Annotated in this window: 23 protein-coding genes and 6 pseudogenes; 14 read left to right on the forward strand and 15 right to left on the reverse strand. The window is 69.4% G+C overall.

Annotation, left to right across the window (positions count from 1 at the left end; translation table 11 throughout):
- The first annotated feature begins 27 nt into the window (after nt 1-27).
- Nucleotides 28-309, forward strand: coding sequence for a DUF3349 domain-containing protein (locus BN4348_RS32930; RefSeq protein WP_066908609.1), 282 nt, complete (start codon nt 28-30; stop codon nt 307-309).
- 9 nt (nt 310-318) lie between these two features.
- On the opposite strand, the gene BN4348_RS32935 is transcribed toward BN4348_RS32930, so the two are convergent.
- Complete coding sequence (locus BN4348_RS32935; RefSeq protein ID WP_066908613.1) at nt 319-1,083, reverse strand: endonuclease/exonuclease/phosphatase family protein; 765 nt, start codon at nt 1,081-1,083, stop codon at nt 319-321.
- 3 nt (nt 1,084-1,086) lie between these two features.
- Nucleotides 1,087-2,019: an NAD(P)H-binding protein gene (locus BN4348_RS32940; RefSeq protein WP_084453934.1), complete on the reverse strand. Its 933-nt coding sequence runs from the start codon at nt 2,017-2,019 to the stop codon at nt 1,087-1,089.
- A 179-nt stretch (nt 2,020-2,198) separates the two neighbouring features.
- On the opposite strand from BN4348_RS32940, the gene mbp1 reads away from it, so the two are divergent.
- Nucleotides 2,199-2,435, forward strand: a complete 237-nt coding sequence (mbp1, locus tag BN4348_RS32945; RefSeq protein ID WP_066908615.1) for a microaggregate-binding protein 1 — start codon at nt 2,199-2,201, stop codon at nt 2,433-2,435.
- A 121-nt stretch (nt 2,436-2,556) separates the two neighbouring features.
- Complete coding sequence (locus BN4348_RS32950; protein ID WP_066908609.1) at nt 2,557-2,838, forward strand: DUF3349 domain-containing protein; 282 nt, start codon at nt 2,557-2,559, stop codon at nt 2,836-2,838.
- 9 nt (nt 2,839-2,847) lie between these two features.
- Here the strand turns inward: BN4348_RS32950 and BN4348_RS32955 are convergent.
- Both BN4348_RS32955 and BN4348_RS32960 read right to left on the reverse strand, forming a co-directional pair.
- Nucleotides 2,848-3,054, reverse strand: a pseudogene (locus tag BN4348_RS32955) (endonuclease/exonuclease/phosphatase family protein); the annotation flags it as partial.
- Between the two features lie 70 nt (nt 3,055-3,124).
- Nucleotides 3,125-3,793: pseudogene (locus tag BN4348_RS32960) on the reverse strand (acyl-CoA dehydrogenase family protein); the annotation flags it as partial.
- Between the two features lie 176 nt (nt 3,794-3,969).
- On the opposite strand from BN4348_RS32960, the gene BN4348_RS32965 reads away from it, so the two are divergent.
- On the forward strand, nt 3,970-4,545 hold the full coding sequence (locus BN4348_RS32965) for a nucleotidyltransferase (protein WP_066908621.1): 576 nt from the start codon (nt 3,970-3,972) through the stop codon (nt 4,543-4,545).
- Nucleotides 4,546-4,564: 19 nt separating this feature from the next.
- Here the strand turns inward: BN4348_RS32965 and BN4348_RS32970 are convergent, their stop codons facing one another.
- A complete protein-coding gene (locus BN4348_RS32970) occupies nt 4,565-4,822 on the reverse strand; it encodes a DUF7218 family protein (protein WP_066908624.1) in 258 nt (85 codons plus the stop codon).
- Nucleotides 4,823-5,057: 235 nt separating this feature from the next.
- A pseudogene (locus BN4348_RS32975) lies at nt 5,058-5,644 on the reverse strand (catalase); the annotation flags it as partial.
- Between the two features lie 95 nt (nt 5,645-5,739).
- On the opposite strand from BN4348_RS32975, the gene BN4348_RS32980 reads away from it, so the two are divergent.
- Genes BN4348_RS32980 through BN4348_RS32990 form a run of 3 tightly spaced genes read left to right on the forward strand, consistent with a single transcriptional unit; the run spans nt 5,740 to nt 9,406 of the window.
- Nucleotides 5,740-6,759: a chemotaxis protein CheB gene (locus BN4348_RS32980; protein ID WP_066908633.1), complete on the forward strand. Its 1,020-nt coding sequence runs from the start codon at nt 5,740-5,742 to the stop codon at nt 6,757-6,759.
- On the forward strand, nt 6,752-7,510 hold the full coding sequence (locus BN4348_RS32985; RefSeq protein ID WP_066908675.1) for an STAS domain-containing protein: 759 nt from the start codon (nt 6,752-6,754) through the stop codon (nt 7,508-7,510). Before BN4348_RS32980 ends, BN4348_RS32985 begins: the two co-directional genes overlap by 8 nt.
- 54 nt (nt 7,511-7,564) lie before the next feature.
- Nucleotides 7,565-9,406, forward strand: a complete 1,842-nt coding sequence (locus BN4348_RS32990) for a CheR family methyltransferase (protein ID WP_066908635.1) — start codon at nt 7,565-7,567, stop codon at nt 9,404-9,406.
- Nucleotides 9,407-9,472: 66 nt separating this feature from the next.
- On the opposite strand, the pseudogene BN4348_RS32995 reads toward BN4348_RS32990, so the two are convergent.
- A pseudogene (locus BN4348_RS32995) lies at nt 9,473-9,952 on the reverse strand (chemotaxis protein CheB); the annotation flags it as partial.
- A 60-nt stretch (nt 9,953-10,012) separates the two neighbouring features.
- On the opposite strand from BN4348_RS32995, the pseudogene BN4348_RS33000 reads away from it, so the two are divergent.
- Nucleotides 10,013-10,519 (forward strand): annotated as a pseudogene (locus tag BN4348_RS33000) (glycosyltransferase); the annotation flags it as partial.
- A 382-nt stretch (nt 10,520-10,901) separates the two neighbouring features.
- Nucleotides 10,902-11,762, forward strand: a pseudogene (locus tag BN4348_RS33005) (helix-turn-helix transcriptional regulator); the annotation flags it as partial.
- Nucleotides 11,763-11,768: 6 nt separating this feature from the next.
- On the opposite strand, the gene BN4348_RS33010 reads toward BN4348_RS33005, so the two are convergent.
- Nucleotides 11,769-12,719, reverse strand: a complete 951-nt coding sequence (locus BN4348_RS33010; protein WP_084453936.1) for a helix-turn-helix transcriptional regulator — start codon at nt 12,717-12,719, stop codon at nt 11,769-11,771.
- 62 nt (nt 12,720-12,781) lie between these two features.
- Between BN4348_RS33010 and BN4348_RS33015 the strand changes: the two genes are divergently transcribed.
- A complete protein-coding gene (locus BN4348_RS33015; protein ID WP_066908640.1) occupies nt 12,782-13,219 on the forward strand; it encodes an SRPBCC family protein in 438 nt (145 codons plus the stop codon).
- 6 nt (nt 13,220-13,225) lie between these two features.
- Here the strand turns inward: BN4348_RS33015 and BN4348_RS33020 are convergent, their stop codons facing one another.
- Nucleotides 13,226-14,578, reverse strand: coding sequence for a flavin monoamine oxidase family protein (locus tag BN4348_RS33020; RefSeq protein ID WP_066908643.1), 1,353 nt, complete (start codon nt 14,576-14,578; stop codon nt 13,226-13,228).
- A 150-nt stretch (nt 14,579-14,728) separates the two neighbouring features.
- On the opposite strand from BN4348_RS33020, the gene BN4348_RS33025 reads away from it, so the two are divergent.
- Complete coding sequence (locus BN4348_RS33025) at nt 14,729-15,694, forward strand: alpha/beta fold hydrolase (RefSeq protein WP_066908646.1); 966 nt, start codon at nt 14,729-14,731, stop codon at nt 15,692-15,694.
- Here BN4348_RS33025 and BN4348_RS33030 read toward each other — a convergent pair.
- Nucleotides 15,689-17,035 (reverse strand): flavin monoamine oxidase family protein, encoded by a 1,347-nt coding sequence (locus BN4348_RS33030; RefSeq protein WP_066908649.1) that lies wholly within the window; start codon nt 17,033-17,035, stop codon nt 15,689-15,691. The genes BN4348_RS33025 and BN4348_RS33030 overlap by 6 nt on opposite strands.
- A 76-nt stretch (nt 17,036-17,111) precedes the next feature.
- Between BN4348_RS33030 and BN4348_RS33035 the strand changes: the two genes are divergently transcribed.
- Entirely contained in the window at nt 17,112-18,107 is a 996-nt protein-coding gene (locus BN4348_RS33035; RefSeq protein WP_066908652.1) for a TIGR03617 family F420-dependent LLM class oxidoreductase, read from the forward strand.
- 12 nt (nt 18,108-18,119) lie between these two features.
- Here the strand turns inward: BN4348_RS33035 and BN4348_RS33040 are convergent, their stop codons facing one another.
- Nucleotides 18,120-19,235 carry a hypothetical protein gene (locus BN4348_RS33040; protein ID WP_066908655.1) on the reverse strand — a complete coding sequence of 372 codons (1,116 nt, stop codon included), beginning with the start codon at nt 19,233-19,235 and terminating at the stop codon, nt 18,120-18,122.
- Nucleotides 19,235-20,377, reverse strand: coding sequence for a phosphotransferase family protein (locus BN4348_RS33045; RefSeq protein WP_066908657.1), 1,143 nt, complete (start codon nt 20,375-20,377; stop codon nt 19,235-19,237). Before BN4348_RS33045 ends, BN4348_RS33040 begins: the two co-directional genes overlap by 1 nt.
- Nucleotides 20,378-20,421: 44 nt before the next feature.
- On the opposite strand from BN4348_RS33045, the gene BN4348_RS33050 reads away from it, so the two are divergent.
- Both BN4348_RS33050 and BN4348_RS33055 read left to right on the forward strand, forming a co-directional pair.
- Nucleotides 20,422-21,024, forward strand: a complete 603-nt coding sequence (locus BN4348_RS33050) for a TetR/AcrR family transcriptional regulator (RefSeq protein WP_066908660.1) — start codon at nt 20,422-20,424, stop codon at nt 21,022-21,024.
- A gap of 42 nt (nt 21,025-21,066) precedes the next feature.
- Nucleotides 21,067-21,948: an SDR family NAD(P)-dependent oxidoreductase gene (locus BN4348_RS33055; RefSeq protein WP_066908663.1), complete on the forward strand. Its 882-nt coding sequence runs from the start codon at nt 21,067-21,069 to the stop codon at nt 21,946-21,948.
- Here the strand turns inward: BN4348_RS33055 and BN4348_RS33060 are convergent.
- The 3 genes from BN4348_RS33060 to BN4348_RS63055 all read right to left on the reverse strand — a co-directional run bounded on the left by BN4348_RS33060 (nt 21,935) and on the right by BN4348_RS63055 (nt 23,752).
- Nucleotides 21,935-22,549 (reverse strand): class I SAM-dependent methyltransferase, encoded by a 615-nt coding sequence (locus BN4348_RS33060; RefSeq protein ID WP_066908666.1) that lies wholly within the window; start codon nt 22,547-22,549, stop codon nt 21,935-21,937. The two genes, BN4348_RS33055 and BN4348_RS33060, sit on opposite strands and share 14 nt — an antisense overlap.
- 109 nt (nt 22,550-22,658) lie before the next feature.
- The gene (locus tag BN4348_RS33065; RefSeq protein WP_142308614.1) at nt 22,659-23,495 is read right to left on the reverse strand and encodes a hypothetical protein; all 837 of its coding nucleotides are present in this window, start codon (nt 23,493-23,495) and stop codon (nt 22,659-22,661) included.
- An 8-nt stretch (nt 23,496-23,503) separates the two neighbouring features.
- Nucleotides 23,504-23,752, reverse strand: a complete 249-nt coding sequence (locus BN4348_RS63055) for a DUF222 domain-containing protein (protein ID WP_066908672.1) — start codon at nt 23,750-23,752, stop codon at nt 23,504-23,506.
- Between the last annotated feature and the right edge of the window lie 327 nt (nt 23,753-24,079).

Consider the following 24,079-nt stretch of genomic DNA (forward strand, 5'->3'; position numbering starts at 1 on the left):
CGCGGCTGGTGGCGGGAGAGGTGCAGCATGGGCTTGCGCGACGGGGTAACGAGCATCGTCGCGTTTCTGCGCGCCGGTTACCCGACCCACGCGCCCCCCCTCGGCTACGCGCCGCTGTTGGCGCTGCTGCCACGGCGGATCTGCAGCGACGAGGTCGCGGTGATCGCCAGCGCACTGATCGGGCGCCAGCCCATCGACAATGCCGATGTCGGCGTGGAGATCACCAGGGTCACCGCGGAGATGCCCTTATGCGAGGACATCGATCGCGTTCAGCGTCGACTCGATGCGATGGGGCGGGCCGGCGGGTAGGCACGAAGCTCACGCTCGTTCCAAGTCGACCACCAGCGGCCGGTGGTCGGAGATCGGCATCACTTCGGACTGGGCGGCGCCACCGCGCAGGCCGGCGTCGTCGGTGAGGATGTGGTCGAGCTGGCGGCGCGGGGTGTGGGCGGGAAACGTGGCGGCCACGGCGAGCGGTCGCATCCGCGACCACCGGCGCACCGCGGCGGGGGTCATGTTCAGGTCGCCGGTCAGCAGCCGGGGGCCCGGGAAGCCGCGCAGGTCGCGGATCAGCCGGCGCAGCTGGCGCCGATTCCAGCCGGGCACGAAGGACAGGTGCGTGTTGGCCACCGTCAGCCCGCCCCACGGGGTGTGCAGCTGCGCGATGACCGCCGCCCGCGGTTCCTCGTCGACGACCATCACCCGGTTCGGTCCCGGCAGGTACATGGGAAACCGCATCGGAATCCGGGGCAGCCGCACCACCTGCCAACTGGCCGCCGGAAAGCGGGACAGCAGCGCGATCCCATAGGCGGCGGTCCCGGGTTGTTCATGGCCGGTGGCGGCCATCCAGGTCGCCCCCGGGGTGCCGGAGATCGCGGCCACGAACCGGTGCTCCACCGCTCCCATCGCCTCGGCCGCCACCGCGGTGAGGTCCGCGAGCGAGGAACGCGGCTGGTCGCAGTCGACCTCCTGCAGGGACAGCACGTCGGGATCCAGGCGGCGCACGCACTCCGCCAACCGCGCGGGATGCACCCCGTCGCCGAGGGTGCGGCCGTGCAAGATGTTGAAGGTCGCTACGCGCATCGGCTAGCTGAACACCAATTCGCCCACGGCGAGCAGGCGCTGCAGGACGAAGGGCGGCAACACGGGCGGGGCGCCCACGCCGCCCGGCTCGAGCTGGCTCCGAAAACAATGGGCCGCAACGCGTTTGCGCTCGAGCGCCCAACCGGGGACACCCACCGACCGGGCCCGGCCCCACGGCACCGCGGGATCGGCCGGGCTGGCCCAGTGCCACATCCACACCGGGTATTCGAGCAGCGTCACACCGGTGCGCCCGCAGGCCTCGGCGGCCGCACGCCCCACGGCTTCGTGGTCGGGATGCCCGTCGCCCCGCCAGGTGGCGGCACACCAGGCCCCGGGCGCGNGCAGGCGGACGGCCTCCGGCCCGGCGATGGTGCGTGGCGGATGCGTCTGACCCAGGGCCGCCTCGACGAGCACGTCGGCGACGGTGTCGGCGGCGATGGGCTGGATCAGCCAGTCCTGGACGATCACCTCGCCGTCGCGCGAACTCACCGCGGCGGGGTTGGTGGCGAACTCGTACCACTGGGTGGATTTCACGATCGTCGCCGGGACCGGGCTGTCGAGAAAGATTGCCTTCGCCGCCCGTTTGGCCTCGTAGTACGGAAACCCTTCGAACACCGGGTCTTCGACGCCGGCGACCGTCGACACCACGAGTCGCTGGATGTTCCGCGAGGCGCACGCACCCACCACATTGCGGGCCGCGGTGGCCACCGTCTGCGTGATGCTGGACCGTTCGTCGGCGGGCAACGGGTTGGAAACGTCGATCACGACATCCACCCCCGCCAGCGCCTGGAACAGCCCCCGCCCGGACACCACGTCGACGCCCTGGCCGCGGGAGATCTCGACCACCGCGACGTCGCGGGCCCGCAGCCTGGCGACGACGCGGGAACCGGCCGTGCCGGTCGCCCCGATGACAGCGATGGTGCTCAGTGACGCCACCTCCTTCGCCGGTCGACGGCTGGAGCTACCCGGAAATTGGGTTTTCAAACACGCCCGTTCGCACGGCGAAGCGCCGCGTGATCATGCGCACAGGATCGGCGCGAGCCTGTTTGGCCGCGTGCCGGACGGGAAGCCGGTAGATGCGAATCAAGACGTAACACCGAAAGGGAGGCAGACCCATGGGGGATGACAAGAGCGGACCGCAGGAGGCCGTCAAGGGCGCCGTCGAGGGCGTCAAAGGCAAGGTCAAGGAGGTTGGCGGAACCGTCATCGGCCGCGACGACCTCGTCGAGGAAGGCCGGGCGCAGCAGGACAAGGCCGACGCACAGCGCGACGCGGGCAAGAAGGAAGCCGAAGCAGAATCCGCCCGGGCCGGCGCGAAGGCCGCCGAAGAGCGCCAGAAGGAAAACCAGTAAGTCGATTCCAGGGGGTCCGGTCCGGAGGATGGACCGGACCCCCATTTTTTTTGGTGGTTTCAAAGCGGCGCGCCCGGTTATTCCTGGCAAGAACCGCGGCTGGTGGCGGGAGAGGTGCAGCATGGGCTTGCGCGACGGGGTAACGAGCATCGTCGCGTTTCTGCGCGCCGGTTACCCGACCCACGCGCCCCCCCTCGGCTACGCGCCGCTGTTGGCGCTGCTGCCACGGCGGATCTGCAGCGACGAGGTCGCGGTGATCGCCAGCGCACTGATCGGGCGCCAGCCCATCGACAATGCCGATGTCGGCGTGGAGATCACCAGGGTCACCGCGGAGATGCCCTTATGCGAGGACATCGATCGCGTTCAGCGTCGACTCGATGCGATGGGGCGGGCCGGCGGGTAGGCACGAAGCTCACGCTCGTTCCAAGTCGACCACCAGCGGCCGGTGGTCGGAGATCGGCATCACTTCGGACTGGGCGGCGCCACCGCGCAGGCCGGCGTCGTCGGTGAGGATGTGGTCGAGCTGGCGGCGCGGGGTGTGGGCGGGAAACGTGGCGGCCACGGCGAGCGGTCGCATCCGCGACCACCGGCGCACCGCGGCGGGGGTCATGTTCAGGTCTGGCTCTTATACACCTCTAGATGGGTATAAGTGACTGGTCTGGCCTCGGGGTAAGAAGTCATGTCCGGTCGGCNGCGAGCGCGGCGTCCACGGCGCCAAGGTGTGCCAGCGAATACGCGTCGGCCGATTTGCTTGTCGCGCAGCGATACAGCGGCTCGGCGACCCTGCGGGCGCCGCCCAGCCAGCAGGCGGCCACGCCGATCGCGCCGTGCCAGAATCCCGGCCGACTGAAGTACGCGTCGGGATCACCGACGGCGACGGCCTGGGCGTTGGTGAACTGCACCGCCCTGGTGTCGCTGCCGGCCATGCCGACGTTCCACCACGTGGTCGGCAACGCCTTGACGGCGGGTTCGGTAATCGACACGGCGAACAGGCCGCGCGTTCCGTCGTCGAGTCGGGCGGTCACCAGGGCGTGGCTGCAGAACCCGGCGCCCGAACACCACACCTTGGTGCCGTTGAGGACGACGGCGCCGCCGCTGAGCCTGGTGGCGATCAGCGCGGCGTCGGGCGACTCCGCCGCCCACACGCCCCACAGCTGGTCGGAATCGGGCGGCTTGCCGCCCAACTCGTGCAGGATCGCGACGGCGTCGACGTGGGACTCGGCGATCCGGGCCGCCACGATCTCGTCCTCGGCAAGCCGCGCCAGGCGCTGCCATCGTCCGGCGGTGCGGCCCGACGCCGGCAGGGGCAACTCGAGTCGTCCCGACTCCAGCCAGTGCTTCACCAACCCCGCCGTCACGCGTTATCACCCGCCGCCGATCTCGCCAGGGCCCCACGGGCACGGTGAGCGTGGGACGGGGCGGCTGACATAACACAAAGGTTTGCCAGTCTGGGCGCCGCTTAAACGGACGACAACCGACGCCGCACTCGTCGGCCGGGTTGCTTACGCCGGTGCCGGGGTATGACCTATGCACCATGAGAACGACCGAAACTCCCACGGACGTGCCCGTTTCCCGCGCGCACCTGCGAGAAGCGTTGCGCGGTGCGGCCTCCGCGCTCAAGGAGAACGGGCCGCGATTCGCCTTGGCCGGCAGCTACGCCCTGTGGGCCTTCGGCGCACCCGAACCCAGCCACGACGTCGATCTGGTGGTGGCCGAGTCCGACGTGGCCAGCGCCGAAGCCACCCTCGCCGGCGCCGGATTCGCCATCGAGCATCCCCCCGAGGACTGGCTGTTCAAAGCGCGCAACGACGAAACGGTCGTGGACATCCTGCATCGCATCAACGGCGAACGCGTGGAACCGGTGACGCTGGACCACGCCGAGCAGCGCGACGTGCTGGCCATCACGATGCCGGTGCTCCCACCCACCATGGTGGTCATCCAGAAGCTGCGTTCCCTGGGCGAACATCACTGCGACTTCGCCAAACTGCTTCCCGCCGTGCGGGCGGTGCGCGAACGGCTGGACTGGGAGCACGTCAGGACCCGGACCGCCGACAACGATTACGCGGTCGCGTTTTTGGTGCTGGCCGGCCGGCTCGGCCTCACCGGCTGAGCGTGCGAGGCCGCGCCGGTCAGTGGTTGCGCAGTTTGGCGACCAGCTTAGCCTTGGTCAGGCCCGAATAGCCGGACATGCCAAGCTCTTTGGCCCGCTTCCTCAACTCCGGAACCGTCCAGTCCTGGTAGGAACCGGACTTGCCGCCCTTGCGCCCGACCGCCGACTTGCCCCGGCCCGCGGCCGCATTGGAAATACGCGCGGCCTTTTCCTTGGAGTCGCCCTTTTTGCGCAGATCCTGGTACATCTTTTCGTTCTTGATCGACGATCGTGGCATCGTTCATCCTCCTGTATCTAGGCGTTGCGGTAACTGTTCATCGTCATGCCGGCACCGGGTCGGTTTGCCGTTCCCAGCAACGGTGCCGGGCCAGGGCCGCGGCGAACTCCGCGACGAACGCGTCGGGAAAATCGTGCGCCGCCGCCGTCGTGGTCACGACGGACCGGTCACTGACCACGTCGGTGCCCGGATCGCTTTCGGAGGCCATGCGGGCTTCGATGTCCGCGGCGCGCAGCGCGAAGAAGTTGTCCGGGTTGCGGTTCAGCACCATCTTGCCCACCGGCCGGACCGGAACCTGTTCCTCCGGAATGATTTTCGTGGCATCGAGCAGGTCGAAGTCGAACTTGATGCCGTCTTGGATAAACAAGACCGGAAAGTTGTTGCCCACCAGGTCGTAGTTGCCTGCTCGGTGTAAAACTTGGTGGCGAACCCGTGCACGTCCCGCACGGTGTCGGCCGAACCGCGGGACCCGGCCACCGTGGAGAACCGCACCGACACCGGGTTCCGGGTGCCCGGCGTCGTCAGGAATTTCGCCGCCGTGTACTCGGCCAGCCAGTCGTCGTACGGTTCGAAGAAGCCGTACGCACCGGCGCCGCGCGCGTGCACCACCCGCTCCGGGATGCGTGCGTGGTCGAGGTTGGTGATCTTCTGGCGGGCGTGGAAGTCCTCCAGCAGCGTGAGACCCCGCTCGCCGGCGGTCAGCGAGTCGTCGGTGTGATCGACCCGCGCGCCCTGTTGCGTGGTCAGGAATCCGGTGTCGCGGCGCACCCGCGACGGCTCGAGATCGCGCTGCTTTTGATCGGACGTGTGGTTGGTGCCCATGGCGTTCGGTTACCACGGCTCACCCGGGGTAAACAGAGCGAAGCATCCCTATCCGCCTGCCAGGTGGTTACGTACCCTTGGTGGGGTAGTCGAGGGTGGTGATTGACGCGACCAACGGAAACGACGGCCTGCGCGGAGTGGTCGCTATAGGCGCCTCGGCGGGCGGCGTCGAAGCGCTCTCGCGTGTGGCCGCGGGCCTGTCGGTGGATTTGCCGTACGCCTTCTTGGTCGTCCTGCACGTTCCCTCCGGTGCGCCAAGCGTTCTGGCTCGGATCGTCGATCGCTGCGGGCCGCTGCCGGCGGTGACCGCGCAGGACGGCGGGACGCTGCAGCCGGGCCGCATCTACGTCGGCCGCCCGGACCGTCACCTGCTGGTCGCCGACCACCGCGTGGTCCTGTCGCAGGGGCCCACCGAGAACGGGTATCGGCCCTCCATCAACGCCTTGTTCCGCTCGGTCGCCGTCGCATACGGCCCCCGCGCGATCGGGGTGCTGCTCTCGGGTGTCCTGGACGACGGCGTGCTGGGCCTCGCCGCCATCCGCTCCCGCGGTGGCACCACCATCGGCCAGTCACCGCAGGACGCGGCGTTCCCGGCGCTGCCGACCAACGCGCGCGACGCGGGCGTGCTCGATCGGCAGGCCGCCGCCGCCGATATCGGCGCGGTCCTCAAAGAGCTCTGCGAGAAAGACATCGAGGACCCGATCACGCAATCCGACGCGAAACTGGACCTCGAGAATCGAATCGCCATGGCCGCCAGGTTCTCGACCGACTTCGACGCGGAAGAGCTGGGTACTCCGTCCGGATACACATGTCCGGACTGCAATGGCTCGCTGGCCTCGATCAGCGAGGGCCACTTCCGTTGCCGCGTCGGTCACGCGTGGACGGTCGATGCCCTCCTCGCAGCGCGCGACGAGGAGGTCGAGGGCGCCGTGTGGGTCGCGCTGCGCAGCCTGCAAGAGAAGGCCAACCTGGCCCGCAAAATGGCCGACCAAGCCGGGCCCGGTGCGGTCTCCCGGTACTACAGCACCGTGGCCGAGGAAAGCGAACGGGCGCTGGGCCTGCTCGGCGACCGGCTCGCGGCCAACGCCCCCGTTTCCGGTGACGCCGATGGTTGAGCCCGGGCCGGCCATCCGCATCGACGCAGCGCCGCACCGCGATGTGTTGATCCTGGTGACGGACGGGGTGCTGGACAGCTCCACCTATCGGACTGTCCGCGACACCGTGGTCAAGGCCGCGCTCGAGGAGCCGCGCGCGGTGATCGTGGACGTCGACCGATTGCGCGTGCCGTCCGCGTCGGCCTGGACGGTGTTCACCAGCGCGCGCTGGCACGTGAGTGTCTGGCCGGACGTGCCGGTCGTGCTGGTGTGCGCGCGATCGCAAATCCGGCGCGCGATCGCCGCCGGCGGGGTCACCCGGTACGTGCTCGTGTATCCCGACCGGGAGTCGGCGCTACAGGCCGTGTGCACCCAGCCGATAACGCTGCGGCGGCGGGCGCGCAGCGAGCTTCCCGCCTCGAGGGCCGGTGTCGGCCTGGCCCGCGCGCTGATCACCGACTGGCTCACCCACTGGGACAACAGCGATCTGATTCCCGTCGCGACCACGGTGGGGACCGTCTTCGTCGAAAACGTCCTCGACCACACCGAAAGCGCGCCCGTCCTAATCGTGGAGAGCTATCGCGACACCGTCACCGTCGCGGTGGAGGATTGCAGCGACCGCCTGCCGGGCCGGCACGAAGGCGCCTACCGCGGCGCCGAAATCGTCTCCGGCCTGGCCATCGTGGCGGCCCTCTGCCGGGCCTGGGGCGCCACCCCGACGTCGTCGGGCAAGACGGTGTGGGCGCTGGTCGGTCGCGAAAATCAGCTCTAGCGCCGCGGGTAATGTTCACCTCCGTCGGCGAACGCGCTTTCGAACGGGACGTTTATGGACGGCACGACCGACGAGGCCTTCGAGGCCTTGTTGCGCTATATGCGGGACACCCGCGGATTCGACTTCACCGGGTACAAGCGCACGTCGCTCATGCGCCGGGTCCGGCACCGCATGGACCAGGCGGGATACGGGACGTTCGAGGAGTACCTCGACGTCCTGCAGGCGGGCTCGGACGAGTTCGCGGCGCTGTTCAACACCATCCTCATCAACGTCACCGCGTTCTTCCGCGACCCGGAGGCCTGGGAATTCGTCAGCGCCGAGGTCATTCCGCGGATGCTGGCCGAGCGCGGACCCGGCGATCCGATCCGGGTGTGGAGCGCGGGATGCGCGTCCGGGCAGGAGGCCTACACGCTGGCCATGTTGCTGGCCGAGGCGCTCGGCCCCGACGCGTTCCGCCAGCGGGTCAAGATCTACGCCACGGACATCGACGAGGAGGCGCTGGCCGAGGCCCGCATCGCGTCCTACGCCGCCAAGGCCGTCGAGTCGGTGCCGCCCGAGCTGTTGGCGCGCTATTTCGAACACGTCAACGGTCGCTACGCCTTCCACAAGGATCTGCGCCGCGCGGTCATCTTCGGCCGCAACGACCTGGTCAAGGACGCGCCGATCTCGCGCGTCGATCTGCTGGTCTGCCGCAACACCCTGATGTACCTCAACGCCGAGACCCAGCGAAACGTATTGAGCCGCCTACACTTCGCCCTTGCGCCTCAGGGCACGCTGTTCCTCGGGCACGCCGAGATGCTGTTGAGCCACAGCGACCGCTTCGCCCCGTTGAGTCTGAAGAATCGGATCTTCCGCAAGGTCGCCGGGGGCCAGGGGGGCATCGACCGCTACGACCCGGCCGCCGCGTTCTACGAACACGGCGCTGACCAGTCGGGCTTGACCACGGTGCGCGACTTGGCCTTTCGGGCCAGCCCGGTCGCCCAGATCGTGATCACCGGCGAGGACACCGTCGCCATGATCAACCAGCAGGCGGAGAGCGTCTTCGGCCTGTCGGCCCGCGACATCGGCCGGCTCGTGTGCGAACTCGAAGTGTCATACCGCCCGGTGGAGCTGCGCGCCTACCTCGAGCAGGCCAAGGTGGAGCGCCGGGCGACGCGGATTCCGGACGTCAAGTGGCAGCGACAGGGCGCCGAGACAGTGTGGTTCGAGATCCACGTCAACCCGCTCGTCGACGCCGAGAACGGTCTGCTCGGCGTGTCGATCGTGTTCTTCGACGTGACCGCGACGCGCGCCCTGCTCGACAAGGTCGTCCAGACCAACCGCCAGCTGGAGGCGGCCTACGAGGAACTGCAATCCACCAACGAGGAACTCGAGACCACCAACGAGGAACTGCAGTCCACCGTGGAGGAGCTCGAGACGACCAACGAGGAGCTGCAGTCCACCAACGAAGAGCTCGAAACGATGAACGAGGAGCTGCAGTCCACCAACGACGAACTGCACACCATCAACGACACCCTGCGCGAACGCAGCGTGGAACTGGACGAGGCCAAGAACTTCCTGGGCTCGCTGATCAACTCGGTTCAGCCGGGGTTGGTCGTGGTGGACCGGGAGATGCGGGTGGTGGTGTGGAACCGGGGCTGCGAAGACCTCTGGGGTCTGCGGGCCGACGAGACGACGGGAACCCGGCTCACCGAGCTGGACCTCGGGCTACCGCTGGACGGCGTGCGGCCACTCATCGGCAACGCGTTCGTCGACCCGGACGCCGCCGGCGAAACGGTGCTGGACGCCGTCACCCGCCGCGGCCGCGCGGCCCGGGTGCGGGTCGTGTGCACATCGTTTCGCTCGGCCGACGGAACCGTCGGCGGGGCGCTGCTGCTGATGGAGGTCGTGGGCTAGTCTCGGCCTGCGCTCAGTGCCCCCGCCGCGCGGCGGCGTCCTGGGCCGCTTGGNCGACAATATGACCGCCACGCTGCGCGCCCCGTACGACTGGGCCACCGACGCCAGCAGCACGTCGAAGCGCTGCTCGGCGAGGGGCCCCGTTTCGCGAAGGTGGCAGCGGCCGTCGGCCGTCAGCTCCAGGTGCACCTTCGGCGGGCAGACCAGCACCTGTCCCGGCGCGACGGCCTGACCGTCCTGCACCCAGCTCACCCGATGGCGCGTTTGCCTGCCCAGGATCGTCGGCAGCACGCTGGACAGGCCCCCGAGGTGTTGCTGCACGACGACGGCGGCGGCAAAATCGGTCGGCAATTCGTGCAAGACGACGGAAAAGGCGTCCAGTCCACCCGCCGACGCCAGCAGCACCACCAGCTCAACTGGAGCACGATGGGTGGCCCTCGTCGCCGGGGTCATTCCCTCAGTGTCCTCCTGCGGGCGCGCGCGGGGGGATCCGATATGCGAAGCGCCGGGACGCTGGGCGAATTTCGCGAAGGGTGCGTTTCGCATTCGTCGGGCCGGGTAGCACTTTGTGGTCGGCTGACGCGGCGCCAATCCGAGGGAGCCATGGTGAACATCGCGATCGTCACCGGTGACGACGTCGCAGGCGATGACCCGCGGCGGCTTTGCGCTCGTCTCGTGGCCCGGGGGCACGATGCGACGCACTACGTCAGGCACGGCGGCGGGCGACCGGGAAACGCCGACGAGGGCTGCCGGACCCGGTCGATTCGCGTCGGCCCGCCCGCGGCGGCATCGCTCCCGGCGGTGTTGCCGCACATCGGGGAGTGGGCGGCCAGTCTCGAGCGCCTGTGGTCATCAGGCCCGCCCGACGTCGTGCACGCGTACGGCTGGCTGGGCGGGTTGGCCGCCCAACTGGCCGCGCGGCGGCAGCGGCTCCCGACCGTGCAGAGTTTCCTGGGGCTGGCCATGATGTCGCGGTCGGCCAACGGTGACCGTCTCGAGAGCGAACGCGCACGCATCGAGCCGCTCTTGGCGCGGGCCGCTACGTGGGTCACCGGCGAGTGCGCGGCCGACGTCGACGCGCTGGCGCGGTTGCGTCGCGGTCGGGCTCGCGTGTCNTTTGGTCGTCGAGATCCCGCCCGCCGACACCGTCGTCGTGATCCAGCCCCGCGCGGGATCGCTGACCGTGACGGGGGGCCCGTTCCCGCACGTGGATTGCCCGATCCTGGTCGCCCACGGCATGTCGTGCGCGCTGCGGGTCAATGGTGCGCGGTTCGACGTCGTGACCATCGCGCCGGAGGTGTTGCAGAAGGTCGCCGAGGACCGGCGCGCGCCGCTGTCGCATCAGATCCGCTTCCTGAACTGGCGGCCGCGGTCGCTCGACGCCGTGCGCGCGTGGCATCGGGCGCTGGATTACGCGACCGCCACCCTGGCCGCGCCGGAGACCGCCCAGCAACCCCTGATCGCGGCGGCGATCGGCCCGGTGCTGGCCCTGGNCTGGCGGGTCACCGGGCCGACGAGCCGCGCGGCCGTCATCCACCGGCGGTGCGCGGCGGGTTCGGTGGTGCTCGACGAGGTGTCGGCTGACGGCCATTTGGTCGTCGAGATCCCGCCCGCCGACACCGTCGTCGTGATCCAGCCCCGCGCGGGATCGCTGACCGTGACGGGGGGCCCGTTCCCGCACGTGGATTGCCCGATCCTGGTCGCCCACGGCATGTCGTGCGCGCTGCGGGTCAATGGTGCGCGGTTCGACGTCGTGACCATCGCGCCGGAGGTGTTGCAGAAGGTCGCCGAGGACCGGCGCGCGCCGCTGTCGCATCAGATCCGCTTCCTGAACTGGCGGCCGCGGTCGCTCGACGCCGTGCGCGCGTGGCATCGGGCGCTGGATTACGCGACCGCCACCCTGGCCGCGCCGGAGACCGCCCAGCAACCCCTGATCGCGGCGGCGATCGGCCCGGTGCTGGCCGGTGCGCTGCTCGAGTGCTATCCGTCCAGCGTGAGCGAGCCGGCCTCGGCCGGCGACCCCGGGCTTCCCGAGGCGCTCAGGGACGCGGTGGCCTTCATTGACCGGCACGCGGCCGGCGAGGTGGGCATCAACGACATCGCGGCCGCCGTGCATCTGACACCCAGGGCGGTGCAGTACCTGTTCCGGCGCCGGCTCGATACCACCCCCACGGAATACCTGCGGCGCGTCCGGCTACAGCGCGCGCACGACGACCTGGTCGCCGGGGAGCCGTCCGACGGCACCGTCTCCGAGATCGCCCGGCGCTGGGGCTTCACGCACACCGGCCGGTTCGCGGGGCTCTACCGGCGGACCTACGGTCAGAGCCCGCACGCCACCCTGAAACGGGCGACATAGCGGCCGTCATTCGCGCAGCGTCGTATGCGGGCTTTGGCCGTACACCTGGCGGTAGTACACGGCGAACCGGCCGGTGTGCGTGAACCCCCACTTGGCGGCGATCTGGGTGACCGTCGCGTGGGCCCTGTTGGCGGCCAGCAGTTCACGGTGGGCATGGTGCAGCCGGACCCGGCGCAGGTATTCCATTGGCGTGCAATCGCGGTGGCGACGGAACATCAACTGGATCGCGCGCGGCGTGACGTAGGTGGCACGGGCGACGTCGGCGATGCCGATGTCGGTGTCGGCGTGCTCTTCGATGAACGCGATCGCGCGCCGCAGCAGCGCCGGCGTGGTGTCGTGCCGATCCTCGATCGTCGGGTCCAGCAACGCGTTGTTGGGGAAGGTGGCGAGCATCGTGGCCGCCAGGTGCTGCAGCGCCGTCGATGCGATCAGCGATGCGCCGCTCGAGGCGGGGTCGATCAGCAGCCCGTCCCGCAGATAGTCGACCGCCCGGACCAGATGCCGGGCGGCGGCCGCGGAAACCGGCCGCGAATCGGTCAATCGGATCCGCCCGGACCCGCAACCGTCTCCCGGCGCCACCCGATCGAAAAGGCCTCTGTCGACGGTGACGATGTCGCAGCGGGCGCGGCTGACGCGGCCGCTGAACGGCACCTCCAGCGCGCCGATGGCCAAGATCTCGCCGGCGCCAACCGAATTCGGCGGGCCGGCGGGTGGCCGCTCTTCGATCAGCCCGGAACGCACTCGGCACACGTAGATCTTTTCGGGCGACTGGGCGTCGTAGCTGAACTCGTAGCCGACCTCGGCGTCGTCGATGGTCAGCGCGCCCACCGCGGTCCTCGAGATTTTCATGCGGGTGGCGTCGCTTCCCGTGCCGCTGATGCGCACGGCGGCGTAGGTCTGACCGAGAACCTGCTCGGCCTTACCGAGGTCGTCCGTGTCCAGCAACACCGTTCTCATCGGCCACCGTCCGTTGACGCTACACAATTATGGGCGAGCCGACGGCGGCTAGCATATGTGGGATGGTCCGGATTCACTTGGAACGAACGATCGCCGCTCCGCCAGACCGGGTCTTCGACTGGCTGGCCGACCCGGCGAACCTGGCCGCCGCCCCGCTGGCCCTGAGGGCCGGTTACGCGAAGGACTCGCCGGGGCACCAGGCGGGCGCGCTGCGCGAGGTGGTCGGGGTCGGCACGTGGTTCCGGGAAGAGATCACGGCCTACGACCGGCCGCACAGCTATACGTATCTCATCCTGCGGTCCTTCCCGCCGTTCAACCACGAGGGCGGCACGCTGACGTTCACCGCCTCGGGTGACGGCACCCACGTCGACTGGCTGAGCAACTACACCCATCCGGCATGGGCCGGGGGAAAGCTGTTGGAGGCGGCCAGCCATCGGCTGCTGCGCAACAGCTTTGACGCCATCCTCGACGCCTGCGCCGACGCGCTGGAGCGCGCGTAGCGACCGTCAGCCGCTCAAGCGGCGCATCAACTGGCCGGCGGCGTAGCGGCCACTGACCACCGCGCCGGTCGCGGTGGCCGGGTTGTTGGTGCCGGCGGCCTCACCCGCGAGGTAAAGCCGGTCGCCGATCGGTTCGGCCAGCCGGCGCCGGTCGTCGAGGCCGGAACCGGGGGCATGGAACGAATACGAGCCGAGCGCATAGGGGTCGACGCTCCAACTCGAGCTTCGGACCTCGACCGGTGAGACGTCGCCGCCGAACAGCCGGCGCGCGATGGGCGCTGCGCTGGCCATCAGCTCGGCCGGTCGCGCCGACTCCGCCCACCGGCCGCGGTCACCGGCGTTGAAGGCCAACACGATTGGTCCCGCGGCGCTCGGCAGGCTGAACCATTGCGACCAGGTGCCCGGCTCGGTCCCGATGTACTCATAGAAGGCGTTCTCGACGTCCCAGCTTCGCCGGCTGAAACGGAAGAAGCTCTTGGACAACACGCCGAACCCGAGCGCGTTCACGGCGTGCAGTTGCGGGTCGGGAAGCGGCGGATCGAAAGCGATCGCACCGGATTTCAGGACGCCCAGGGGAACGGTGACGATGGCCGCGGGCCCCTCGAACGACCGGCTTCCGGCGCGCACGACGACGGAGTCGTCGCGCCGTGCGATCGCGGTGACCGGCGTCTTCAGCTCGATCCGCAGACCCTCGGCAAGGAGCCGCGGCAGGGCGTCGTAGCCGCTCGTGACGACGTCCTGGTCGCCGTCGGTGTAGTCGCCGTGATCAAACGTGTTGGCGGACAACTGGTCCGCGCTGGCGGCATACTCGTCCTCGATCTCGGTGGCGATGTAGAAAGCCAACTGCGCGCGGTCGGAATCGGAAAGCTCCGCACGGGTGGCCGCGGCGTCCACCGCGGCGCCGAGGCTGCCGCCGTCGACGTGCCCGCGGGCCCGTCGTACGAAGGTGCGCCACGTTTCCGGGTCGTAGTCCAGCGGGGGCAGTCGCGGATCGACCGCGAGTTTCGCCCACCCGTAGTAGTCGGTGGGGACGAGCTGGGCCCGCGCCTGGTGCGCGAGCTCCATCAGCGGATTGTCGGTGGTGCCGTGGATCCAGGACGCACCCATCTCCAGCGGCACGCCCCAGTCGCGGTCGGTGTGCACCCGCCCGCCGATGCGGTCGCGGGCTTCGATGACGCGCACCGGCCATCGGGCGTCGGCAAGGCTGCGTGCGGCGGACAGGCCCGCCATGCCGGCGCCGACAACGAGCACGGCCTTGTTGTCGGGCGGGGTGTCGGGCGGTGCGCACCCGGCCGGCAGTCCGCCGCCGACCAGGGTCGTCGTCGCCGCGAGGAAGTCCCGACGGGACATCGGGTTCACGGCTGCCAGCGTCCCACAGGTTGTTGGACGACCGTGCCCGAATTCGCGGCGCGTAATGGGCCTTTTTCACCAGTTCGTCGTTGAGTGCGGGCTACACTTCGCCTACATCCGGAGTGCGGCGATGGGGCCGCGTTCGAAGGGGGAGCGGCGATGAGCGTTGTGTCACCGAATCGGACAGGTGGGCGGCTCCCCGACGAACTGCCGCCAAGCCGCGCCGTGACCGTGCGCGCGGCCGACGGAACCCCTTTGCACGCAGAGGTTTTCGGGCCGCCCGAGGGGTATCCGATCGTGCTCACACACGGCATCACGTGCGCGATCCGGGCCTGGGCGCACCAGATCCGCGACCTGGCCCCCGACTACCGGGTCATCGCGTTCGACCATCGCGGCCACGGGCGAAGCGGCGTCCCGCGCCGCGGCGGCTACAGCCTCGAACACCTTGCCTCCGACCTGGATTCGGTGCTGGAGGCGACATTGGCGCCACGCGAGCGCGCGGTGCTGGCCGGCCACTCCATGGGCGGCATCGCCATCGCCGCCTGGTCGGCGCGCTATCGCCACCGGGTCAGCCGGCGCGCCGACGCCGTCGCGCTGATCAACACCACCACGGGGGATCTGGTGCGCCAGGTGAAGCTGCTGTCGGTGCCGCGCGGGTTTTCAGACGCCCGAGTCCTGGCCGCCCGCACCCTGATCACCGCTTTCGGCGGGTTTCCGGTGCCGGCCGCGGCCCGGATCCCCAGCCGCTACGTGGTCGCGATGCTGGCGGTCGGCCAGGGCGCCGACCTGGGCGCCGCGCGGACGGTCTGCGAGCTGTTCGCGCAGACCTCGCCCGCGGGGCGCGGGGGCTGCGCGAAGATGCTCGTCGACGCGCTGGGATCGCGGCATCTCGACCTGGACGGGTTGACGGTGCCGACGCTGGTCATCGGCAGCGAACGCGACCGGCTGACGCCGATCGGCCAGTCGCGGCGGATCGCGCGTAGGGCTCCCAACGTGGTCGGCCTGGTCGAGTTGCCCGGCGGCCACTGCTCGATGCTGGAACAGCCGCGCGAGGTCAACCGGCACCTGCGGGCGCTGGTGGCATCGGTGAGCCACGACGCGCGGGTGCGCCAGATCAGTTCATAGCAGGGCGGTGATCTCGGCCGCCGCCCGCTGGCCGGACCGCACGGCGCCGTCGAGGAACCCGGTCCATTCGTCCGCGGTCTCGGTGCCCGCCCAGTGGATCGGCCCGACCGGCTTGCGCAGCCACGGCCCGAACCGCGTCCACGACCCCGGCGGCACCGCCGCCGTCGGACCGCCCGGCGCGAAATCCTCCGTGCCCCAACGTTGATCGACATAATCGAGGGGCTTGAGCGCTTCGTCGCCGAACAGCGAGGCGAAGCAGCGCAACGCGTCGCGGCGGCGCTGTTCGGTGGGAAGCGAGTCGAATGCGCGGGCGTCGACGAAGCCCATCAGGACGCCCGGACCGTCGGCGTGCGGGCTGACGTCGAAGGTGATGAACACCGGGCCCTGGTCGGAAAGCGCCTGCCCGGAGAACCCGTCGGCCCGCCAGAACGGCGTCTCGTAGGCCGCGTAGGCCTTGCTGAGCCGGCCCTGCGGCCAATTGCGGGCGAGCTGCTCGTACTCGTCGGGCAGCGGGGGGGCGAACTCGATCGACGCCCGATGGGCCGGCGGGATCGCCACGATGACGAAGCCGGCCTCGGCCGAACCGGAGTCGGTCGTCACGGTGACCCCCGAGCCGTGCCGCTCGATGCGCCGGACCGGCGCGTTCAGCACCACGCGCGCGCCCAGTTCGGCGGCCGCCGCCTCGGCGATCTGCTGGGTGCCGCCCGGGAAACGGTCCTGCTGGGCGCCGTTTTCGACGTCGAGCAGCGGGTCCAGCCCCCCGGCGGCGTGCACGTAGCGGGCGGCGTGCAGCATCGACACCTCGTCGGGTTCGCAGCCCCAGGTCACCCGGGCCACGATGGCCATCAGGTCGTGCGAGGAGGCGGTGGCGCGCACCGCGCGCAGCCAGCCGCCCAGCGACATGCCGTCCAGTTCGCGCGCGCGGCGCGCGTCCCACGGCGCCGCCACCGGCACGCCGCGGGCGATCCTCTCGAATTGCCAACGCAGCCGGCCGATGTCGAGCAGCCCGGTGAGCGAAAGTTTGGGGATGGTGCCGTGGTAGGGACGCGCCCAGCCGCGCCAGTGGATCACGTTCTTGCCGTCGTGGTGCGTCGGGATGGTCGGGACCTGCAGCTCGGCGGCCAGCGCCAGCACGGCGTCCTGGGTCGGTCCGACGAACGTGCCCCCCAGGTCGGCGGGCAGTCCGGCGACGCTGCCGGTGAACGACCGGCCGCCGACGCGGTCGCGGCCCTCGAACACCAGCACGTCATGGCCCTGCCGGGTCAGCTCGCGCGCCGCGGACAGCCCGGCGAAGCCGGCACCGACCACGACCACGTCGACAACCGGCGGCGGCTTCGTCACGTCCCCTAGTCAACCGCATTTGGACGGTTTCGTAGGATAAATTTCCATCGCCCGTCTAAGTAGGTGCTCAAGCCAGATGAAAGTCTTCACCGCGTTGTACGGGCCAACGGATGCCGTCGAGCGCGCGCGGGCCCTGCGCGACGCCGGGGCCAGCGGTGTGGCCACCTTCGAGGGTCAGCACGACGTGTTCGCTCCGCTGACGCTGGCCGCCACGGTGGGCGGGCTGGACCTGATGACCAACGTGGCCATCGCGTTTCCCCGCAATCCGATACACCTGGCCCACCAGGCCAACGATCACCAGCTGCTGAGCGAGGGCCGATTCTTCCTCGGCCTGGGCACCCAGATCCGCCCGCAGATCGAGAAGCGTTTCGGTGCCCAGTTCGAGCATCCGGTCGCCCGCATGACCGAGTTGATCGCGGCCCTTCGGGCGATCTTCGAGGCCTGGAAGACCGGTGGCCGCTTGGACTTTCGCGGCGACTACTATCGGCACACGCTGATGACGCCGACCTTCAGCCCCGGCCCCAATCCCTATGGCCCGCCGCCGATCTATGTCGGAGCCCTCGGCCCGCGGCTGACCCGCGCCACCGCCGAGCACGCCGACGGCCTGTTGGTGATGCCATTCGGCACCAAGCGGTTTCTGCACGAGAACACGATGCCGGCGGTGCGCGAGGGCCTGCGGGCCGGTGGCCGCCGGGCCGAGGAGTTGGCCGTCATCCCCGAGATCATCGTGTCGGCGGGCTCGGACGCGGCGGATCACGCGGCCACGCGGCGGCTGCTGGCCTTCTACGGGTCGACCCCGGCGTACCGGCCGGTGCTGGCCGCGCACGGCTGGGAGGACCTACAGCCCGAACTCAACGCGATGTCCAAGCAGGGCCGCTGGCAGGAGATGGGCGAGTTGATCGACGACGAGGTGCTGCACACCATCGCGGCCTGCGGCACGCCGAAGGAGATCGCCGCCCACATCCGCGACCGCGTCGACGGCGTCTCGGACACCGTGTGCCTGTATCAACCGTCGCCGATCGGGCTGCAGACGCTGTCGGAGATCCTGGACGAACTGCGCGAGTTGCGCTAGGCGCGCAAAGCCCTACGGCGCCACCGTCAGCCAGTCCTTGAAGCCCGACGGGTCGTGGCGGCCCAGCGCGCCGTGCTCGTAGAGGCCCCAGCCCTCCACCGGATCGCCGTCGCCGTCGCGGCACAGCGCGCGGCCCACGTGGTCGATCACGCCGAAGCCGGACCGCGCGACGATGGCCGGGTCGGTCATGTCGTAAGTCAGGCGCTCGACGAACTTTTCGCCCTTCCACATGCCGTGCAGCCAATCCGAGTCGCCGCCGTAGCCGCCGCCGACGTGGATCGGGACGGGCAGCTTGGACTCGACGTCGAAGTGGACGGGCGTGCCGTCGGGGGCGGTCGCGTCGATGGTCGCCCCGGTCGGGATGCGGGTGCCGGACCGGTAGTGGATTTTCACCCGTGGCCAGCCCAGCTGCTCGACCCGGCCGTCGCGCCAGACCCGGGTGCAGTCGTTGAGCGAGCGGAACCCGCTGGGCTCCTCCTGGATGATCAGCACGATCGCGAACTCGTCGAAGGCCATCGGCACGTAGAGCCACCACATGCCCTCGAACGGCGGGTCGGCGGGCCGGCCCGCCGGCTCGGGCTCGCCGATGGGCCGGATGCCCCAGGACCGGTCGCGGCTTCCGAGCCAGGTCGCGGGGTTCACCGCGATCTCCTCGCCGTCGATCGCGATGCGGCCGCTCCAGCTGCCGAGCTGGGCGAACCGCTGGGCGTCCAGGGTCACCCGGTTGCCGGAGCGCAGCACGTGCGGCTGTTCCTGGACGACGTCGAACAGGCCCTCCCAGGTGAGATCGGCGGCGATGCCCTCGGTTTCATCGAGAATCAGGCGCAGCTTGCGCAGCGGTTCGCTGACCTCGATCCGGTAGCCGTTGACGTTCTGGTTGAGCCGGTCGGAGTCGATCGCGTCCGACAGGTGCACCGCGGTCTGGGTGTCACCGCGGCGGACGAGGAAGAACGCGTCCTTGACGCCGAGGTTGGGGTAGTAGCCGATGCCGCTGATGACGAAGATGTCGCCGGTGCGGTCGTGGGCGTTGAAGTAGGAGCGGTCGTAGAAGTTGCGGTCCGAGGAGCCGGCCCAGGCGATCGGCCGGGGAACCTGATGTAGGGGAAACTCGTCCAGCGGTCCGAGCATTACTGATCCTCTCCGATGAGACGTTTCATCAATCCGGCGTGGTAGAACAGCGATTCGACATCCTCGGGTTTTTCGGTCTCCCCGAAGTGCACCCGCCGCGCGCCGGTACGCATGAACACGCACGCCCACATCACCCCGGAGTAGGCGTAAAACCAGCGCAGGTCGCCCACGTCGACGCCGGTGAGCTCGCGGTAGGTGGCGCGCACGTCGTCCTCGCGCATCACGTCGGGCAGGCCCGGCAGGGTCGCCAGTCCGGCGAGCTCCTGGAAGACCATGTGCGCGTAGATCATCCACGCGACATCGAGCTCGCGCGGCCCCAGCGTCACCATCTCCCAGTCCAGCACCGCCACGGGATGGAAGTCGCGGTACAACACGTTGCCCACCCGGGCGTCGCCCCAGAGCAGGACGGGCTCACGGGCGGCCGCCTCGTCGGGCCAGTGGGCCTCCAGCCACTCGAAAGTCCGCTCCAGCAAAGGCGATCGGCCGATGTCGGGCACCGCGAAGTCATACCAGGACCGCACCCAATTGAAGTGCCTGCGCAGGGCGGTGTCGCCGTCTTCCGCGGTGAGGAACCCAAATGTGTTCTGGGCGTTCGGGATCGAGTGCAGCTTGGCCAGCACTTGCACCGTGGCGTCCTGCAGTTCGCGCTGCCGCTGCGCGGGCGCGTCGGCGAACCAGTTGCCGCCGAAGGTGTAGGGCATCACGTCCGGCGGCACCTCGCCGTCGACGTAATCCATCACGAAGAACGGCGTGCCCAGGACGTCGCCGGTGGGCTCCAGCCAGCGCACCCGCGGGACGGGAACGTCGGTGAGCTCGCCGACCTTGCGGATGACTTCGAATTGGTGGTCGAGCCGATAGGTCGGGAAGACCTGCACGTCCTCGGCCGTCGGCGCCACCCTGGCCACCAGTTTCTGCTCGATCGGCCGGCCGTCCTGCTCCCAGCGGGCCGTCAGGATGATGGTCTCGGACGACATGCCCGTCGCATCGACACCGCTTTCGACGGTCACTTGAGGCTCAGCGGGGCCGGCCCCCGCCGGCAACACGCTCGCCAGCCATTGCGACATCACCGCGGGCAGCGTGGTGACGTCCCGGCTGGACCGCTGCAGTCGGTCGACTTTGTCCAGCACAGGTTCGTTGGGCACAGGTGCCTCCTTCGTGAGGCAATTACGATACGGTAGGTAGCGTTATGAAAGCAGACCCGTCCTACCTTGACAAGGCCCCGGGGGCCGGGCGCCCCCGGGATCCGCGGATCGACTCGGCCATCCTGTCGGCCACCGCGGAACTGCTTGTGGAGATCGGCTATTCGAACCTGAGCCTGGCCGCGGTGGCCGAGCGCGCCGGCACCACGAAATCGGCGCTGTACCGCCGCTGGTCGAGCAAGGCCGAACTGGTGCACGAGGCGGCGTTCCCGACGGCGCCCACCGCCCTGGAGGCCCCGGCCGGCGACATCGCCGCCGACGTCCGGATGATGATCGAGGCCACCCGCGACGTGTTCACCACCCCGGTGGTGCGCGCCGCGTTGCCGGGGCTGGTGGGCGACATGACGGCCGATCCCGCTCTGAATGCCCGGGTGATGTCGCGCTTCGCCGAGGTGTTCGCGGCCGTGCGGGTGCGGCTGGGCGAGGCCATCGACCGCGGTGAGGCGCACCGCGGCGTGGACCCGGACCGGTTGATCGAGTTGATCGGGGGAGCGACGATGCTGCGGCTGTTGCTGCGCCCGGAGGAGAAACTGGATGACACGTGGGTGGAGCAGACGACGGCCATCGTCGTGCACGGGGTGACCGGATGACGCGGCTGGCGGGTCGGTCCGCGATCGTCACCGGCGGCAGCCGTGGCCTGGGCCGGGCGATCGCGCTGGCGCTCGCCGCGGAGGGCNACCGGCGGCAGCCGTGGCCTGGGCCGGGCGATCGCGCTGGCGCTCGCCGCGGAGGGCGCCGCGGTGGCGGTCGCCGGGCGCACCGAACGGGTGTGGGACGACCGGCTGCCCGGGACCATCGGCGAGACCGTCGCCGAGGTCGAGGCGGCCGGCGGGCGCGCCGTGGCGATCCGCGCCGACCTGACCGACCGCGACGACGTTGCCCGGCTGGTGGGCGAGGCCCGAGACGCGTTGGGGCCCATCACGATTCTGGTGAACAACGCGGCGTTCACCGCGCCCGGCCGACCGCCGGTGCCGGGTGCCGAGCCGCGCCCCAAGGCCGCCAAACCGCCCACCGGCGGCGCCAAACCCGGGTGGCCGGGCTTCGTCAGCACGCCGCTGCAGGCGTTTCGCCGGCATTTCGACATCGGGGTGTTCGCCGCCTACGAACTGATGCAACTGGTGTGCCCCGACATGATCGATGCGGGCGGCGGCTCGATCATCAACATCACCTCGGTCGCGTCACGGATGCCCGGCGACGGGCCCTACGCCGACCGCAGCGGCGGGGTGCTGCCGGGTTACGGCGGGTCCAAGGCGGCGCTCGAGCACCTCACCCAGTGCGCGGCGTTCGATCTCGCCGGCCACGACATCGCGGTGAACGCGCTGTCGCCGTCGAAGCCGATCCTGACGCCGGGCCTGGCCTACTACGCTCGTGAATTCGTGGATACCGCCCCGGCCGATGAATTCGCCCGGGCGGCAGTGGAATTGGCACTGGTCGATCCTGCGGCGGTCACCGGGCGCACGATCGGCCATCTGCAGGTGCTCGACGGCAGCTTCTCCCCGTTCACGCTCGGTTAGCCGGTTTGGTCGCCGTGACTCCGTTGATGATCACGGCGTACAGCCGGTGCCAGTGCGGGGCGGTGAATCCCGCGCGCCGCAGCAGACGGGTGGCGCGGCCCCGGGTGCGGGCCTTGCCCCGACGGCTGGTGGCCAACGTGGGCAGCAGCCACCAGGAGAACTGGTCGACGAGCACCAGGTGACCGCCGGGGCGCAGCACCCGGGCGCATTCGACGAGTCCCGCTTGTTGATCGGTCCAGTGGTCGAACGAGGTCGTGCTGACGATCAGGTCGAAGGTCTCGTCGGGGTAGCGGAGGTCTTCGGCCACCCCGACGGCGAAGCTCAGTCGATCCTCGCCGCCGAAAGCGCTTGCCGTCGCGATCATTTGGGGTGCGGCGTCGATGCCGCAGAGCTGTCGGGCGCCCGGGTAGCGGCTGGCCAGGGTGCGCAGCAGATGCCCCGTTCCACATCCCACGTCCAGCACGCTGCCGGGTGAGGCGATGGTCGCCACCGCCAGACCGGCGGTGCGGTCGGTGATCTCATGGTGCAGCCGGCCCCGCCACCCGTGGTCGTACTCGGGCGCCCGATCGTTATACGCGGCGAGGTCGCGGTGCGGCGGCACGTGTTCAGTGTGCCACGCGGCCCTCAACCGTCGTACTCGTCGGGCGGGTCGGAGTCTCCGCGCAGGAGTTCTTCGGGTGGTGGGCGCGGTTGATTTGCGGCGGACATGGTCAACCGTTCAGCTCGTCCTTCAGAGGAATGGCGTCGCTCTCATCGTCAGCACTCGCTAAGAGATATGTGGGCTTCCTATAAAACGTTAAGCGAAGACCCTTACGATACTGGGCAACACGGTCGACTATCTGAAGATAGTTGAAGAGTACCGGCGCAATCCCAGATAGGTTGTCCGACTTGTTAAGGTGGCCGCGCTGATACGCGGCATATATCAGCTCGAATTCGTCCAATCCTCCGTGTTCCTCGATTAGAGCGATCAGGTGGATGAGGTCAGACGCGAGATATGTTGATAGGTCGAGCAGTTCGCGGTTCAATTGCCGTGCGCGGGTGGAGTGAGAGTAGATGGCGTCCATCACGGTAGGGCCGTGCGGATTGACGTTCGCCAGCAGCAATGAATCGGCAGGCGTCTGTGGCGTGATCTTTGCACACACCTCCTTGACATTCGCCAGCGTACATTCACGGTCTGCGTCGAAACCTGCTGCCTTGTTGAGCGTTTGCATTAGGCCAGTTGCCTGGGCGACCACACGTGCGAGAGGTCCGATGTGGCGATAGATGTTCCGGCGATCGCGTCGGAGCGGGAGCCTGACGTTAAGCAGATAGAACATGAACGCTCCGGTATAGGCGATGGCAATGTCATAACACAGCACGCCTAGGCGTGCGCCTCCGCGAAAAACCTCAGAAACATTGGCCAGGACTACATGCTGAAGCACTGCATATACCAATGCGATTGCCAGCAATGCCCAAAGCGACCTGTTGAGCCAGCGTTCAAAGCGGCTCAGATACTTCGCCTGATTCCAGCCCTGATACCAGCCAGACAGTCTCTCTGTCACCTTCATACCGGCTATCATGCGCTGATTGGAGCGGCGCCGAATTGTTTACCGGAACAAATCGACAGCCCTATCCCGGCGCGCTCGGGTTGGTGGCGGCCGGGTCGCACGGCGGCCTCGATCGCCTCGAAGTAGGCACGGGCCTCGGGATCCAGCAGGCCCGAGAACCGCGACATGCCGGGCCCCTGCGGGCCCAGCCGCGGCCAGCGGCGCGCCCGGCCCTCGTCGGTGAACAGGCCGTCGGACTTGAGGGAGTCGGCACGCACGCGGCGCCATCCTGGGGTTCGGCGATCTCGCCGAAGAACCGATACATCAAACCCCGGTTGACCCGCTCCCGGGTCTCCAACCGCTCGGCCACCTCGACGCGGACCTCGTTGCCCACCACCTGCGAGCTGGTCTCGCGCAGCACGTCGTGCGCGGCATCGATGTCATCCCGCGCCGCCTCGATGCGCTCCCGCGCCTCCTCGGCACCCACGCACGAACCCATGCCGCCAGGCCTAAAACGAGCCCCGTCAAAAGCCCACGGCGGAAACCACGCCGCCCGCGGCCTGTGGATAAAACCCCAACTGTGGATAAGCCGGCCTACCGGCGTG

The sequence above is a fragment of the Mycobacterium interjectum genome, assembly GCF_900078675.2.
GTDB classification, from domain to species: Bacteria; Actinomycetota; Actinomycetes; order Mycobacteriales; family Mycobacteriaceae; genus Mycobacterium; species Mycobacterium interjectum.

Bases quoted from the DNA above. Each gene is read 5' to 3' on its own strand.
- BN4348_RS32930 (WP_066908609.1), top strand. From the start codon at position 28: ATGGGCTTGCGCGACGGGGTAACGAGCATCGTCGCGTTTCTGCGCGCC.
- BN4348_RS32935 (WP_066908613.1), bottom strand. From the start codon at position 1,083: ATGCGCGTAGCGACCTTCAACATCTTGCACGGCCGCACCCTCGGCGAC.
- mbp1 (WP_066908615.1), top strand. From the start codon at position 2,199: ATGGGGGATGACAAGAGCGGACCGCAGGAGGCCGTCAAGGGCGCCGTC.
- BN4348_RS32950 (WP_066908609.1), top strand. From the start codon at position 2,557: ATGGGCTTGCGCGACGGGGTAACGAGCATCGTCGCGTTTCTGCGCGCC.
- BN4348_RS32965 (WP_066908621.1), top strand. From the start codon at position 3,970: ATGAGAACGACCGAAACTCCCACGGACGTGCCCGTTTCCCGCGCGCAC.
- BN4348_RS32970 (WP_066908624.1), bottom strand. From the start codon at position 4,822: ATGCCACGATCGTCGATCAAGAACGAAAAGATGTACCAGGATCTGCGC.
- BN4348_RS32985 (WP_066908675.1), top strand. From the start codon at position 6,752: ATGGTTGAGCCCGGGCCGGCCATCCGCATCGACGCAGCGCCGCACCGC.
- BN4348_RS32990 (WP_066908635.1), top strand. From the start codon at position 7,565: ATGGACGGCACGACCGACGAGGCCTTCGAGGCCTTGTTGCGCTATATG.
- BN4348_RS33010 (WP_084453936.1), bottom strand. From the start codon at position 12,719: ATGAGAACGGTGTTGCTGGACACGGACGACCTCGGTAAGGCCGAGCAG.
- BN4348_RS33015 (WP_066908640.1), top strand. From the start codon at position 12,782: ATGGTCCGGATTCACTTGGAACGAACGATCGCCGCTCCGCCAGACCGG.
- BN4348_RS33025 (WP_066908646.1), top strand. From the start codon at position 14,729: ATGAGCGTTGTGTCACCGAATCGGACAGGTGGGCGGCTCCCCGACGAA.
- BN4348_RS33035 (WP_066908652.1), top strand. From the start codon at position 17,112: ATGAAAGTCTTCACCGCGTTGTACGGGCCAACGGATGCCGTCGAGCGC.
- BN4348_RS33040 (WP_066908655.1), bottom strand. From the start codon at position 19,235: ATGCTCGGACCGCTGGACGAGTTTCCCCTACATCAGGTTCCCCGGCCG.
- BN4348_RS33050 (WP_066908660.1), top strand. From the start codon at position 20,422: ATGAAAGCAGACCCGTCCTACCTTGACAAGGCCCCGGGGGCCGGGCGC.
- BN4348_RS33065 (WP_142308614.1), bottom strand. From the start codon at position 23,495: ATGAAGGTGACAGAGAGACTGTCTGGCTGGTATCAGGGCTGGAATCAG.